This window comes from Stenotrophomonas sp. 116085_Sma, from assembly GCF_056479585.1.
In genome coordinates this window covers 398421-411744 of record NZ_CM151057.1, presented here as the reverse complement: position 1 = coordinate 411744, position 13324 = coordinate 398421, and the positions used below count along the sequence as shown (strand labels likewise).

Genomic DNA, 13324 nt, shown 5'->3' with positions numbered 1-13324 from the left:
CTTGCACGTTTCCGATCCGCTGCTGATGTCTGTTCGCGCCGCCCTCCTGGCCTGCGCTTCCCTGTTTCCGATCCATGCTGCGCACGCGCTGCAGGCGGCTGACTACCAGCGCGCCGAACGCGTGCATGACAGTCATCTGCGCGGTGCGCTGCGCAATGCTTCGGTCCTGCCCCACTGGCTGGCGGATGGGCGCTTCTGGTACGAACGCGAAGACACACAGGGCCGGCGCCAGGCGATACTGGTCGATCCAATCCAGGCTACGCGCCAGATCCTGTTCGAACCCGATGCGCTGGGCGCCGCAGTTGCACCGCTGGGTGCCAGCGGGCCACGCCTGCGCTTGAACAACGTGCAGGTACTGGATGATGGCCTGCGCCTGCAGTTCAACGGCGAAGCGGAGATCAACTGCCAATGGCCACGCCTGCAGTGCACGGCCGCACAACAGGCGTTGCCGCCGGCTGATGCACTGCCGTCGCCCGGCGGTGATGCCTGGCTGCAGGTACGCGACCACAACCTGTGGCTGCAGCGCTCTGGAGCGGCGCCGCAGGTACTGACCCACGGCGGTGAAACCGGGCATGGCTATGGCGTACTGCCGGACTTCACCCTGCGCGGCATTCCACGCCGTCAGGGCCGGATGCCGGCACGACCGTTCGCGGTGAGCTGGTCACCCGATGGCCGTTACGCAGCCGGCATCCGCTACGACGAACGCGCGCTGCAGGACTATCCCTATCTGGAAAGCAGCCCGACCCACAGCGCGCGGCCGCGCGTGCATGCCGTGAAGCTGGGGGTACTGGGCGATGCACAGCAGGTCCGCGACAGCCTGTATGTGATCGATATCCTCAGCGGCAGGCAGCATGACATCGCGCTGCCCGAGGGCTGGAACACGCTCAGCGAGGCCGGCATCCTGGGTTGGGACGGTGATCGGTTGTATGCCGTGATCGCGCACTTCGGCACGCCGCGCAGGCTGCGCCTGGTGGAGATCGATGCCAACAGCGGTGCATTGCGCACGGTTCTGGAAGAAGCCAGCGACACTCGCCTGCAGCTCAACGTGTATTCCTACAACCGGCCAGCGGTGGCGATCCTGCCCGGGCAGGACACCGCCGTGTGGTTCTCGCAGCGCGATGGCTGGGGCCATCTGTACCGGGTGCGCCTGTCCGACGGCAAAGTGCTGCGCCAGCTCACCCGCGGCAAATGGGTGGTGCGTGACCTGCTGGGTGTGGACGCTGGGGGTGGCTGGGCGTACTTCAGCGCCGGTGGCGTCGACGGTAGCGACCCCTACGTGCGAGGCCTGTACCGGGTATCGCTGCAGGGCGGTCCGATCCAGCGCCTGGCCGCCGATGGCAACGACCACATGGCCGATGCCGGTACCGGCGCGCTGTTCGGGGCACGCGCGCCGCAGGCGCTGTCGCCGGGCGGCGGCTATCTGGTGGATACCGTTTCCCGTCTCGACCAGCCACCACGCACCGTGCTGCGGGCCAGCGATGACGGCCGTGAAGTGATGGTGCTGGAAACAGCCGATGACAGCGCGATCGTTGCTGCCGGTTGGCGCCCACCACGGCGCGAGCGGCTGCTGGCCGCCGATGGGCGCACGCCGATCTTCGCCACCGTCTACCTGCCCCGTGACTATCGCGATGACGGCAGCTTCCCGGTGATCGACGCGATGTACGGTGGTTCCTTCATCAGCAATGCACCGGTGACCTACGCCGAGGCGGTGTCTGCCTTGAACCCGGTGGCACGCGCCAGCCTGGCCGAACTCGGCTTCATGGTGGTCAGCATCGATGCGCGTGGCACCGGTGGCCGCGACAAGGCATTCCATGACAGCAGCTTCCTGCGCGCCGCCGATGTGCAGCTGGATGACCATGTGGCTGCGCTGCGCCAGCTGGGCGAACGCTACCCGGGCATCGACCTGCAGCGGGTCGGCATCTATGGGCATTCGTTCGGCGGCTACAGCGCAGCGCGCGCCCTGCTGCGCTATCCGGCGTTCTACAAGGTAGGCGTGGCCTCGGCCGGCAGCCACAATTTCCAGGGCATCTACGGCGGCGCCCTGCACGGCATGGACCGGCTGTTCGGTGGCGTGCTGCCAGCTACGGCCATGGCGGATGGCGTGCCGGCGCCCTTTGCCGGGCTCGACAATGCGGCACTGGCCGGCAACCTGCGCGGGCATCTGCTGCTGGTCTATGGCGAACTGGACGAGAACGCGCCACCGGCGCTGACCCTGCAGCTGGCCGCCGCCCTGAACAAGGCCCAGCGCAGCTACGACCTGCTGTACCTGGCCCGGCAGGACCACGAACTGTTCCGCAACGACGCCACCTACACGCACCGCATGTGGGACTACTTCGTGCGCCACCTGGCCGGCCAGCAGCCACCGGATACGGTGCTGGCGCCGCTGCCCGGCGGTCCGGGCTGAACAGGCGCACACAGGATGTCGATCCACGACGCCCTGGTTCGTCGGGTACTTGAAGGCCGTGCATGCGGCACGGTCCATCCGGAGGCAGGCAATGAGCTACATCGATGGTTTCGTCCTGGCGGTGCCCACCGCCAACAAGGAGAAGTTCCTCGCCCACGCACGCACAGGGGATCCCGTCTTCATCGAATACGGCGCGCTGCGCGTGGTCGAGTGCTGGGGAGACGACGTGCCGCACGGCAAGACCACCGACTTCTTCGGCGCAGTGAAAGCCACGCCAGACGAGACGGTGGTGTTTTCGTGGATCGAATGGCCGGACAAGCCGACCCGCGACGCCGGCATGAAGAAGATGATGGAAGACCCGCGGTTTGATCCTGCGAGGAATCCGATGCCGTTCGACGGCGCGCGGATGATCTACGGCGGCTTCGTGCCGATCTACGAACTGACCCGCTGAACCGGGCGGACGTGCTCAGCGCGCGTCCGTTTCTTCGCTGGCGGAGGCATGGCCGGCGCCCAGGGCGGCGCCGGCGCCGAGGCCCACGCCGCCCATGCCGGCTCCCACTCCGCCACCGCCACTTCCACCACCACCCGCACGACCGCCCTTGGCATCGCCGTCGTTGCGGCCCTTGCCGCCACCACTGGCACCGGGCCGGGTCGGCCCCTGCGGTGGAATCTGCAGGTCGGCCGGAATCGGCGCCAGATCCAGCGCCTCGCGCACGAAGTCGCGCAGCGAGACCACCAGTTCGTGGGTGTGCACCGGCCGCCCCTGTGCCAGTTCGTTGGCAGCGCGCGCGGCCAACCGCACCTGTTCGTCGGTGCCCAGCAACAGGATGTCCGACAACGCGGCCTCGACGGCATCACGGATGCGGCGCGCGCGATCCGAGCGGGGCTCGGCGATGCCCTCGGCATCTTCGCGCTGGCGCAGGTCACGGCGATGGCTGGGATCCACACCCAGTTCGCCGGTGAACGAACCGCCCAGGGTCTTGTAGGCCGCCATCAGCGTGCGCAGCCGTTCGTTGATCTGCCGGTTCTCGCGCTCGCGGCGCTGCTGCAGGGTCTGCATCACCAGCAGGCGGATGCCCACGCCCAGCAGGGTGATCAGGACCAGGCCGGCCAACGTGGACAGCACGCCCTGCCAGGAACTGAAGTCGATACCACGCATGCCCGGGGCTCCGGCGGAAGAACCTGCATCTTGCCCCAGACCGCGTCCCAGAAACGCGAAAGGCCCCACCACCCGGGGGGTGGCAGGGCCTTCGGTCACGGCGCGATTACTTGCGCTTGGCGACCTTGCGCACGGCCTTCTTGGCCGGAGCCTTCTTGGCGGCGACCTTCTTCAGCGGCGCAGCCTTCTTGGCGACAGTCTTGCGGGTGGCGGCAACCTTCTTGCCAACTGCCTTCTTGGCAACGGCGGCCTTCTTGCCGACAACCTTCTTGGCAGCAGCGGTCTTCCTGGTGGCAACCTTCTTGGTGGCAGCAACCTTCTTGCCAACAACCTTCTTGGCAGCGGCGGTCTTCTTGGTGGCGACCTTCTTGGTGGCGGCAACCTTCTTGCCGACAACCTTCTTCGCAGCCACGGCCTTCTTGCCGGCGACCTTCTTGGCGGCGACGGTCTTCTTGGCCACAGCCTTCTTGGCGGTGGCGACCTTCTTGCCGACCACCTTCTTGGCGGCCGCGGTCTTCTTGGCAACGGTCTTCTTGGCGACGGCAGCCTTCTTGGTGGCGGCCTTCTTCACGGTGGCGACCTTCTTGCCGGCAGCCTTGGTGGTCTTCTTGGCAGCAGCAGCCTTCTTGGTCACGGTCTTGCCGGCAGCCGCCTTCTTCTTGGCCACTTCCTTCTTCAGGGCAGCGGCTTCGGCCTTGGCGTTCTTCTTGGCCGCTTCCAGCTTCTGCTTGGCCTTGGCAACGGTCTTGCCGACCGACTTGGCAGCCTTCTCGGCCTTCTTGGCAACGGTCTTCTCGACCTTGGCCACGGCCTTCTTGGCCTTGGCAACGCGGGTACCGGCAGCCTTGGTGGCGCGCTTGACGGTCTTCTTGACCGACTTCACTGCGTCTTCGGCAGCGTGGGCGATGGTCTCGCCAACGTTGGTGGCGGTTTCTTTGACGTTCTCGACGGCGTCGGTCACGACCGACACACCATTACCGTTGCTCATGTTGCCCTCCTGGGGGCCTTAAGTATCAAAACGGGGCGATGCTATACCGACATTGACGATCGTGGAACGGGTCATGCGCCAGCAATCGCATCTGCTGCGACGACAATGGTGTAGTCGACCACCCCTCGCGTTGCGGCAGGTTTTCAGGAAACCCCTTTTTTTAAGGACTGTGCGCCGCCGCCCACCGGGTTGATCGTCGCCGCTGCGCGCACCTGCGCACGTGCAACGGCAGGCATGCGTTGTGGCGCAGTGCGGCACCTCCCTGCGCGGAACTGCGCAAGTATCCGACTGCGTCCGCGCGGCGAAGGGTGGCTCTCGGAGGTGTCCTGATCATCTCGATGGGTGTCGCCGCGGGTCAGGTGCCCGGCTCTCGACGCACCGTTCGCATACCTGTTTTTCATGGCGCATTTATCCAGATCGCGACACACTCATTCAGCTTGTTTTACCGTAGAGACGAACCGCCCCCCCTTCCCGCCAGCGAACCGACTCCCATGCGACCGCTACCTACCCTGCTCACGCTCGCAATCGCCGCCGCCTTCGGTGGCTTCGTTGCCACCGGCATCAACGCCCACCTGGACAACCGTGCCGATGCCGCACCGCTTCCGGCGGTGGTACCGACCATGGCGGCTCTGCCGGCTGCAGTGGCCGGGCAGCAGGTGCCGTCACTGGCACCCATGCTGGAGAAGGCGATGCCGGCGGTGGTCAGCGTCAACACCAAGCAGGTGGTTCGCGTGCGCAACCCCTTCTTCAACGACCCGTTCTTCCGGCGCCTGTTCCCGGACATCCCGCAGGAACGCATCAACGAATCGCTGGGCTCGGGCGTCATCATCGACGCCAAGGAGGGCCTGGTGCTGACCAACCACCATGTCATCGACAACGCCGATGACGTTCAGGTGACGTTGGCCGATGGGCGTACGGTCAAGGCGGAGTTCCTCGGCTCCGACCGCGACACCGACATCGCGCTGATCCGCATCCCGGCGCAGAACCTGACCGACATCAAGCTCGGCAACAGCGACCAGCTGCGGGTGGGCGACTTCGTGGTGGCCATCGGCAATCCGTTCGGCTTCAGCCAGACGGTCACCTCCGGCATCGTCTCGGCGGTGGGCCGCAGCGGCATCCGCGGGCTGGGCTACCAGAACTTCATCCAGACCGACGCGTCGATCAACCCGGGCAACTCGGGTGGCGCGCTGGTCGACCTGCAGGGCCAGCTGGTCGGCATCAACACGGCCAGCTTCAACCCGCAGGGCAGCATGGCCGGCAACATCGGCCTGGGCCTGGCGATTCCCTCGAACCTGGCGCGCAGCGTGGTCGACCAGCTGGTCAAGCACGGCGTGGTGGTACGCGGCACGCTGGGCGTGGAAAGCCAGAACCTGACCGCACAGATCGCGCAGGGCCTGGGCCTGGGCGAAACCCGCGGTGCGCTGATCACCCGCGTGCTGGCCGGTTCGGCCGCCGCCGCGGCCGGCCTGAAGCCGGGCGACGTGGTGGTGTCGGCCAATGGCCAGCGCGTGGACAGCGCCGAAGCCCTGCACAACGTGGAAGGCCTGGCGGCGGTCGGCAGCCCGTTGACGCTGGACGTACGCCGCGAAGGCAAGCCGCTGCAGATCAAGGCGACACTGAAGGAACAGGCACGCGCGGTCACCGGCGACAGCCTGGACCCGCGCCTGGGTGGGGCCACCTTTGTCGACCTGCCCGAGTCGCTGCGCCAGTCAGGCGCCAGCGGCGTGCTGGTCAGCGAGGTCAAGCGGGGCAGCCGCGCCGCCAGCAACGGCCTGCAGCAGGGCGACATCATCACCGATGCCACCGTGGGCGAATTCGCCGACCTGGCCAGCTGGCGTGCCAACTTCCAGCAGCGCCCGCCGACGCTGGTGCTGCGCGTGCTGCGCAACAATGGCCAGCAGCAGGGCCAGCTCGTGATGCGCTGATCGCCCTGCCGTAACACCCCCTATACCCCGGCAATGCTATTGCTGTCAGTCCAGGTCGGCACCGCCGACCCCGTTCCCCCATCGCAACAGGAGTGATTCGATGAGCCCCACCAATACCGAGAACCTGAAGGAACACCTGGGTGAAGCCGGTTCCCACCTGAAGCAGGCCGCTACGGCCGCCGGCGGTGCGATCAAGGGTGCAACCGGTGCAGCGACCGACGAGCTTCGCATCGGCAAGGCCAACGTCAAGGCTGAATTGTCCGACAGCGCACTGTCCGGCCTGGCCGCCGCCGAGTTCGGCGGTGCCGCCGCCAAGGAACAGGTCGATGCGCTGATGGACAAGGGCAAGGACCTGATCGACAGCGCCGCCGAACTGATCCGCGAACGTCCGCTGGCCTCGTTCGGCGTCGCCTTCGCAGCCGGCTGGATCATCGCCAAGCTGGCCCGCGGCAGCAGCGACAAGTAAGCCGCAGCGTGAGCGAAAACAACACGCAAGCGCCTGATCCGGCGGCCACCCCGCCGCTGGATGAGAGCATCCGCCAGGTCGGCGCGGCCGGTCGTGCCGCTGCCGATTCGGCCAAGCACACCGTGCGCTCGCTGCGCCGGTTGGCTTCGGCCGACTTCGCGCTGGCCCGCAGTGCGTTTGGTCGTGCGCTGGCCTGGGCCGGCGTGGCGATCGTATTTGGTGCCTCGGCGTGGCTGCTGATGGCCGCCACCCTCATCGCACTGCTGGAGAGCTGGGGCCTGAGTTGGCTGCAGGCCCTGCTGATTACCTCGCTGCTGAGCCTGGCCGTCACCGGCTATGCGATCTGGCGGGTGTCCTACTTCTTCCACCACACCGGCATGCATGCCACCCGGCGCCAGCTGTCACGCCTGGGCCTGTTCGACGAGCCCAGCGAAGACGACCCCGATGCCGGCGTGCAGCTGCCCGAGGGCAAGCCATGAAGTTCGGTGCGCTGCAGCGGCGGGTGAAACGCTGCGAACAGGTGGTGACCGTGCGCCTGGGCGAGACCCAGGACCACTGGTCCACGCTCAGCCAGGTCTGGCGACAGGGGTGGTCGCCGCTGCGCATCGTGGTGGTCGGCCTGGCAGGTGGCTTCATCGCCGGCAAGCTGGAAGTGCCGGGCAAGGTCAATGGTGCCCGCTGGCTGCAGATGGTCGGTTCGGTCTCGAACCTGTTCGCCAGCGCACAGGCGGCATTTGCCACGGCGATGGCAGCGCAGGCCGCGGCCACTGCCGACGACGCGGCCGAGGAAGCCGACGAGGCCAGCGAACAGGCACAGGCGGCAACGTCGGCGACCGCCGAGCGACCTGCGCCGGCAGCGCGGCCCGTGCCCGAACCGGAACTGCGCGAACCGCGGCCGGCCGAAGCGGCCACCGAGCTGTCCGAACGTTGATGCATGTAATCCGCCGCGCCGATCGCGGCCGGCAGATAATGCGCTCCCCTTCCCGGTTGGTGCGTCGATGAGCGAGTCCCTCCTGTCCCCGTCACCGGCCGATCCGCAGGATCCGGAGGCACCGCTGCCGTCCCCCTCGCGCCCGCGCGGGCCGATGTCGCTGGTGGTGCTGGCGACCCTGGCGGTGGGCTACACGCTGTGGGCCGCGCAGGACATCATCCTGCCGGTGCTGCTGGCGGTGTTCTTCGCGCTGGTCGGCAATCCGATCCTGCGCCTGCTGCAGAAACTGTGGATTCCGCGTGCGCTGGGCGCACTGCTGATCCTCGGCGCCGGCCTGGGCGTGACCGGTTCGCTGGCGGTGCAGCTGATCGGTCCGGCCATGGACTGGGCACAGGAAGCGCCGCAGCAGCTGCGCAAGGTGGCGCGCCAGGTGCAGGACCTGACCAAGCCGGTGCAGCAGGCCAACCAGGCGGCGGAGAACTTCGCCCGCGTGGCCGGCGGTGACAGCAACCACAAGGTGCAGGTGATCCGCACCCAGATGGACGACCCCTACCGCATGCTGACCCGCGCGCCACGTCTGGCCGCCTCGGTGCTGGCGGTGGTGCTGCTCACGCTGTTCTTCATGATCTATGGGCAGAGCCTGCAGCGCGCGGCCATCGCCCTGTTCCCGAACCGCCAGCAGCAGCGATTCACCAGTGACATCCTGCGTTCGATCGAGCGCGAGGTCTCGCGCTATGTGCTGACCATCAGCGTTATCAATACGCTGGTCGGGTTGGTGTTCGCTGGCGTGCTGATGCTGTTCGGCATCGGCCTGCAGGAGGCGTTGCTGTGGGGCACGGTGGCCGCACTGCTGAATTTCGCCCCCTACGTGGGCCCGCTGATCGGCGTGGCGCTGATGCTGCTGATGGGCTTCGTCGAGTTCCGCGACCCGCTGCAGGCACTGCTGCCGGCCGCCGCCTACCTGGCCCTGCACACCCTGGAAGGGCAGATGGTGACCCCGATCGTGCTGGGCCGTCGCATGAAGCTGTCGCCGCTGGTGCTGATCCTGGCACTGATGGTGTTCGGCTGGGCCTGGGGCATGATCGGGCTGCTGCTGGCGGTGCCGCTGCTGGTCTGCATCAAGCTGGTGCTGGCGCGGCTGGACGGCATGCAGGGCTGGGCAAGGCTGCTGGAATGAGCCGGCCTGAAGACAGGTAACGCAGGCCACAGGAACAGGAGCAAGGGCATAACTGGCAGGCAACCTGCGCCGCCCCGAACCCGGCTGCCCCGCCCGCCGCGCCGCATGAAAGGCCGCGCGGGCAGGGGTAGAATGGCGGGGTGAATTTCCCCGTCCAAGCCATCACCCTCGACCTTGACGACACGCTGTGGCCGTTCGCTCCGATCGGCGCCCGCATCGAACAGGTCCTGCACGCGTGGATGCGCGAACACAGCCCGGCCACCGCTGCGATGTATCCGGTGGCGGCGATGCGCAAACTGCGCGAGCGGCTGTACCACGCCCATCCGCACCTCCACCACGACCTGAGCGCACTGCGCCGGCTGACCCTGCACGAAGCGCTGCACACCAGTGGCGCCAGCCTCGATCTGCTGGAACCGGCGTATGAGGTGTTCTACGCCGCGCGCAACCAGGTCGAGTGCTACCCGGATGCGATCGACGCGCTGGCGCGTATCGCCGCGCGGGTGCCGGTAGCGGCGTTGAGCAACGGCAATGCCGACCTGGAACGGATCGGCCTGGCCCATCATTTCGTCTTCCAGCTGGGTTCGCGCGAACACGGCGCGGCCAAGCCCGAGGCCAGCATCTTCCACGCCGCCTGCACCCGTCTGGGTGTGGCGCCGGCCCAGGTACTGCACGTCGGCGACCACGCCGAGATGGACGTGGCCGGAGCGATTGCCGCCGGCCTGCGCGGCTGCTGGATCAACCGCGAGGCTGCCACCTGGACCCATCCGCAACTGCAGCCGGACCTGCAGTTCGACACCCTTACCGGCCTGGCCGACTGGTTGGACGCCAACCTCGACGCCGCCGCACCCCGGAGTATCTGACGCATGAGCGAGATCACTGGTTTCACCGCCGACACCGCCGCGGCGCTGCCGTTGTACGTGCTGGACCGCGAGCAGTTCGCCGCGTGGAAGGACGGCCAGCCGGCTGCCACCCAGGCATGGCTGGCATCGCAGGGCTTCAACGCCGGCGCCCACAGCGTGGCGCTGCTGCCGGGGACCGATGGCCTGGCCGGTGCCGTGATGGGCGTGGGTGATCGTGGCGATGCCTACAGCTATGCGCATGCGCCGCACGCGCTGCCCGAAGGCAGCGTCTGGCAGCTGGCCAATGAACTGCCGGCCGCCGAACTGGCGCTGCTGCAGCTGGGCTGGGGCCTGGGCAGCTACCGCTTCGACCGCTACCGCAAGCGCAACCGCGCACCGGCGCAGCTGGTGGCTGCACCGTCCGGCGAAGTGGCCGACCTGATCGCCGCCAGCCTGCGCGTGCGCGACTGGGTCAACACCCCGACCGAAGACATGGGCCCGCAGCAGCTGGAAGACGCCGCACGCGCCCTGGCCGATGCACATGGCGCGCAGGTCGAGGCGATCACCGGCGATGAGCTGCTGAAGCAGAACTTCCCGGCCATCCACGCCGTGGGTCGCGCTTCGCACCGTGCGCCACGCCTGGTCGTGCTGCGCTGGGGCAAGGACACCGATCCGGCGCTGGTGCTGGTCGGCAAGGGCGTGTGCTTCGATACCGGCGGCCTGGACATCAAGCCCGCCGACGGCATGCGCAACATGAAGAAGGACATGGGCGGCGCCGCACACGCGCTGGCCCTGGCCGGCCTGGTGATGGCGCGCGGGCTGCCGGTGCGCCTTACCCTGCTGGTGCCGGCGGTGGAAAACGCGATCGGTCCGGATGCGTTCCGTCCAGGCGAAGTGATCGCTACCCGCAAGGGCCTGAGCGTGGAGATTGACAACACCGACGCCGAGGGCCGCGTGATCCTGTGCGACGCGCTGACCTTCGCCGGCGAGCAGAAGCCGGACCTGGTGCTGGACTTCGCCACCCTCACCGGTGCCGCGCGCATCGCACTGGGCCCGGACCTGCCGGCACTGTTCAGCAACGACGACACGGTGGCCCAGCAGTGGCTGCAGGCCGGTGATGCAACCCGCGACCCGGTCTGGCGCATGCCACTGTGGCGCCCCTACCTGCGCTACCTGAGCAGCGGCATCGCCGATCTGGCCAACGCCGGTTCGCGCATGGCCGGCTCGGTCACCGCCGCGCTGTACCTGGAACGCTTCCTGGAAGACGGCCAGCGCTGGGCGCACCTGGACGTGTATGCCTGGAACGACGGCGAACGCCCGGGCCGTCCCGCCGGTGGCGAAGCGCTGGCGCTGCGCTCGGCATGGGCGATGCTGAAGGCGCGTTACAGCTGATCGGGTGGGTGCCGACCTTGGTCGGCACGCCGTACCCGACCCGACCGCCGGAGCAGGCATGGGCACGGTAGAGTCGACTGTTAGTCGACTGCTCTTGGATCCGACTGCTCTTGGATCCGACTGCTCTTGGATCCGACTGCTCTTCAATTGGAACCGGCCGTGAAAACCCCGCGCTGCGCGCGCGAGTCGACTGACAGTCGACTCTACCGGGGCGTTGGCAGGGCTGGAAGTTTGACGAAAAATTGAATTTCGGCCGCGGCCGGGTTCTGCGAGGATGTGTGGGTCGACCACCCACACGCTCCGTGAAGGCAGGACTCCGACCATGTCGCTCTTCCGCTACACCCGCGCCGGCCAGACGCCGGGCGCACCACGCAAGCATTCACCCCTGCTCTGGATCGCACTGATCGCGCTCATCCTGGGTGCGGTCGCGTTGGCCTTCGCCTGGCTGGCCGGATGGATTGGCGGCCGCCTGACCGCGCAGCGCTTCACCGACACCATCGAAGCCACCGGCCCGGCTCATCCCGGGTTCCGCCGTGCGCACAGCAAAGGCGTGTGCGTGAGCGGCTGGTTCGAACCAAGCGCGCAGGCTCCCACCCTGTCCAGTGCACGGGTGTTCTCGCAGCGCCGCGTGCCGGTGATGGGGCGGCTGTCGATCGGCGGCGGCGATCCCTACGGCGCCGACAACACCGCACGCGTCCGCAGCATCGCGGTGCAGATGGTCAGTGATGATGGCCAGGAATGGCGCATGGCGATGAACAGCTTCCCGTTCTTCGCCGTGCCCAACGCCGAGGCGTTCTACGCGCAGACGCGTGCCTCCATTCCCGACCCGGCCACCGGCAAGCCGGACCCACAGAAGATGGCGGCAGTGCTGGCGAAATACCCCAGTGCGCAGGCGTTCCAGCAGTGGGCCAAGACCGCACCGTGGACCAGCAGCTGGGCCGACACCACCTTCAACAGCGTCAACAGCTTCTGGTTCACCAATGCACAGGGCCAGAAGCGTGCGGTGCGCTGGCGCTGGCAGCCGCAGGCGGCAGTGGTGGAGATGGATGCGGAAACGCGCAAGCAGGCCAGCGTCGATTTCCTCAGCCAGGAACTGCAACAGCGCCTGGCCAGCGGCCCGGTGCGCTGGAACCTGGTCGTGACCATCGCCGCGCCCGGCGATGCCATCGATGATCCATCGGTGCCGTGGCCCGCGTCGCGCGATGAGGTGGTGGCCGGCGTACTCAGCCTGGACCGCATGCAGTCGCAGGAGGAAGGCGCCTGCGGCCAGATCAACTTCGATCCGCTGATCCTGCCCAGCGGCGTGCGCGGCAGTGACGATCCGATCCTGGCTGCGCGTTCGGCCGTTTATTCGCAATCCTTCAACCGTCGCGAACGCGAGCGCGCCAGCGGCAATGTCGAGCAACCGAAGGAGGCCGCGCGATGAACACCCACAACGGCCACTTCAACCTGCTGGCGCGGGTGCTGCACTGGACCATGGCGCTGATGATCATCGCCATGCTGTTCATCGGCGTGACCATGGTCGCCTCGCTGCATCTGCGTCCCGTGCTGATCGACCTGCACCGCCCGCTGGGCATCGCGATCCTGTTGCTGGTGCTGCTTCGCCTGTACAACCGGCTGCGCCATCGCCCGCCGCCACTGCCGGCCGACCTGCCGGTGTGGCAGGTGATGGCGGCCAAGGCCTCGCACTGGATGCTGTATTCGCTGATGCTGGCGATGCCCTTGATCGGCTGGGCGATGCTGTCGGCGGGCGGTTACCCGATCGTGCTGTGGGGAGGCCTGCAGCTGCCGCCGATCGTGCCGCACACCCCGGCGCTGTACGCCGCGTTGCGCAATGCGCACAGCCTGCTGGCATATGTGTTGTTCGCCACGGTGCTGATGCACGTGGGTGCAGCGCTGTTCCACCTGTGGGTGCGGCGCGATGGGGTGTTCCAGGCGATGGCGCGCGGGAAGGATTGAAGGGGCTCGCCGGGAGTTCCCGGCGGATCGTTTCCGCGACTGCGGAGGGGTGTCACTTTCTTTGCGCGCAAAGAAAGTAACCAA

The 13324-nt window shown here is 67.6% G+C and carries 13 protein-coding genes; 11 read left to right on the top strand and 2 right to left on the bottom strand.

All coding sequences use genetic code 11. The features are described from left to right. The first annotated feature begins 1 nt into the window (after position 1). Complete coding sequence (locus ACZK0Z_RS01850) at positions 2–2404, top strand: DPP IV N-terminal domain-containing protein (protein WP_197632543.1); 2403 nt, start codon at positions 2–4, stop codon at positions 2402–2404. A gap of 91 nt (positions 2405–2495) precedes the next feature. Further along, complete coding sequence (locus ACZK0Z_RS01845) at positions 2496–2855, top strand: DUF1428 domain-containing protein (protein WP_049429645.1); 360 nt, start codon at positions 2496–2498, stop codon at positions 2853–2855. Positions 2856–2870: 15 nt separating this feature from the next. On the opposite strand, the gene ACZK0Z_RS01840 is transcribed toward ACZK0Z_RS01845, so the two are convergent. Beyond that, a complete protein-coding gene (locus tag ACZK0Z_RS01840; protein ID WP_049429644.1) occupies positions 2871–3563 on the bottom strand; it encodes a hypothetical protein in 693 nt (230 codons plus the stop codon). Positions 3564–3669: 106 nt separating this feature from the next. Next, positions 3670–4551, bottom strand: coding sequence for a hypothetical protein (locus tag ACZK0Z_RS01835; RefSeq protein WP_049429643.1), 882 nt, complete (start codon positions 4549–4551; stop codon positions 3670–3672). Between the two features lie 491 nt (positions 4552–5042). Between ACZK0Z_RS01835 and ACZK0Z_RS01830 the strand changes: the two genes are divergently transcribed. The 9 genes from ACZK0Z_RS01830 (at position 5043) to ACZK0Z_RS01790 (ending at position 13240) form a co-directional block, all read left to right on the top strand. Beyond that, complete coding sequence (locus tag ACZK0Z_RS01830) at positions 5043–6476, top strand: Do family serine endopeptidase (RefSeq protein ID WP_049429642.1); 1434 nt, start codon at positions 5043–5045, stop codon at positions 6474–6476. A gap of 100 nt (positions 6477–6576) precedes the next feature. Further along, positions 6577–6942, top strand: coding sequence for a hypothetical protein (locus ACZK0Z_RS01825; protein WP_004153835.1), 366 nt, complete (start codon positions 6577–6579; stop codon positions 6940–6942). An 8-nt stretch (positions 6943–6950) separates the two neighbouring features. Then, the gene (locus tag ACZK0Z_RS01820) at positions 6951–7421 is read left to right on the top strand and encodes a phage holin family protein (RefSeq protein ID WP_197632542.1); all 471 of its coding nucleotides are present in this window, start codon (positions 6951–6953) and stop codon (positions 7419–7421) included. Further along, the gene (locus ACZK0Z_RS01815; RefSeq protein WP_049429640.1) at positions 7418–7873 is read left to right on the top strand and encodes a hypothetical protein; all 456 of its coding nucleotides are present in this window, start codon (positions 7418–7420) and stop codon (positions 7871–7873) included. Before ACZK0Z_RS01820 ends, ACZK0Z_RS01815 begins: the two co-directional genes overlap by 4 nt. 67 nt (positions 7874–7940) lie before the next feature. Beyond that, positions 7941–9050, top strand: coding sequence for an AI-2E family transporter (locus tag ACZK0Z_RS01810; protein ID WP_197632541.1), 1110 nt, complete (start codon positions 7941–7943; stop codon positions 9048–9050). A gap of 140 nt (positions 9051–9190) precedes the next feature. Then, positions 9191–9910, top strand: a complete 720-nt coding sequence (locus ACZK0Z_RS01805; protein WP_049429638.1) for an HAD family hydrolase — start codon at positions 9191–9193, stop codon at positions 9908–9910. A 3-nt stretch (positions 9911–9913) separates the two neighbouring features. Next, entirely contained in the window at positions 9914–11281 is a 1368-nt protein-coding gene (locus ACZK0Z_RS01800; RefSeq protein WP_197632540.1) for a leucyl aminopeptidase family protein, read from the top strand. Positions 11282–11603: 322 nt separating this feature from the next. Then, entirely contained in the window at positions 11604–12707 is a 1104-nt protein-coding gene (locus tag ACZK0Z_RS01795; protein ID WP_197632539.1) for a catalase, read from the top strand. After that, the gene (locus tag ACZK0Z_RS01790) at positions 12704–13240 is read left to right on the top strand and encodes a cytochrome b/b6 domain-containing protein (RefSeq protein WP_197632538.1); all 537 of its coding nucleotides are present in this window, start codon (positions 12704–12706) and stop codon (positions 13238–13240) included. The genes ACZK0Z_RS01795 and ACZK0Z_RS01790 overlap by 4 nt, the downstream gene beginning before the upstream one ends. Positions 13241–13324 lie beyond the last annotated feature (84 nt).

Bases quoted from the DNA above. Each gene is read 5' to 3' on its own strand.
- ACZK0Z_RS01835 (WP_049429643.1), bottom strand. From the start codon at position 4,551: ATGAGCAACGGTAATGGTGTGTCGGTCGTGACCGACGCCGTCGAGAAC.
- ACZK0Z_RS01790 (WP_197632538.1), top strand. From the start codon at position 12,704: ATGAACACCCACAACGGCCACTTCAACCTGCTGGCGCGGGTGCTGCAC.
- ACZK0Z_RS01825 (WP_004153835.1), top strand. From the start codon at position 6,577: ATGAGCCCCACCAATACCGAGAACCTGAAGGAACACCTGGGTGAAGCC.
- ACZK0Z_RS01840 (WP_049429644.1), bottom strand. From the start codon at position 3,563: ATGCGTGGTATCGACTTCAGTTCCTGGCAGGGCGTGCTGTCCACGTTG.
- ACZK0Z_RS01810 (WP_197632541.1), top strand. From the start codon at position 7,941: ATGAGCGAGTCCCTCCTGTCCCCGTCACCGGCCGATCCGCAGGATCCG.
- ACZK0Z_RS01830 (WP_049429642.1), top strand. From the start codon at position 5,043: ATGCGACCGCTACCTACCCTGCTCACGCTCGCAATCGCCGCCGCCTTC.
- ACZK0Z_RS01800 (WP_197632540.1), top strand. From the start codon at position 9,914: ATGAGCGAGATCACTGGTTTCACCGCCGACACCGCCGCGGCGCTGCCG.
- ACZK0Z_RS01815 (WP_049429640.1), top strand. From the start codon at position 7,418: ATGAAGTTCGGTGCGCTGCAGCGGCGGGTGAAACGCTGCGAACAGGTG.
- ACZK0Z_RS01845 (WP_049429645.1), top strand. From the start codon at position 2,496: ATGAGCTACATCGATGGTTTCGTCCTGGCGGTGCCCACCGCCAACAAG.
- ACZK0Z_RS01795 (WP_197632539.1), top strand. From the start codon at position 11,604: ATGTCGCTCTTCCGCTACACCCGCGCCGGCCAGACGCCGGGCGCACCA.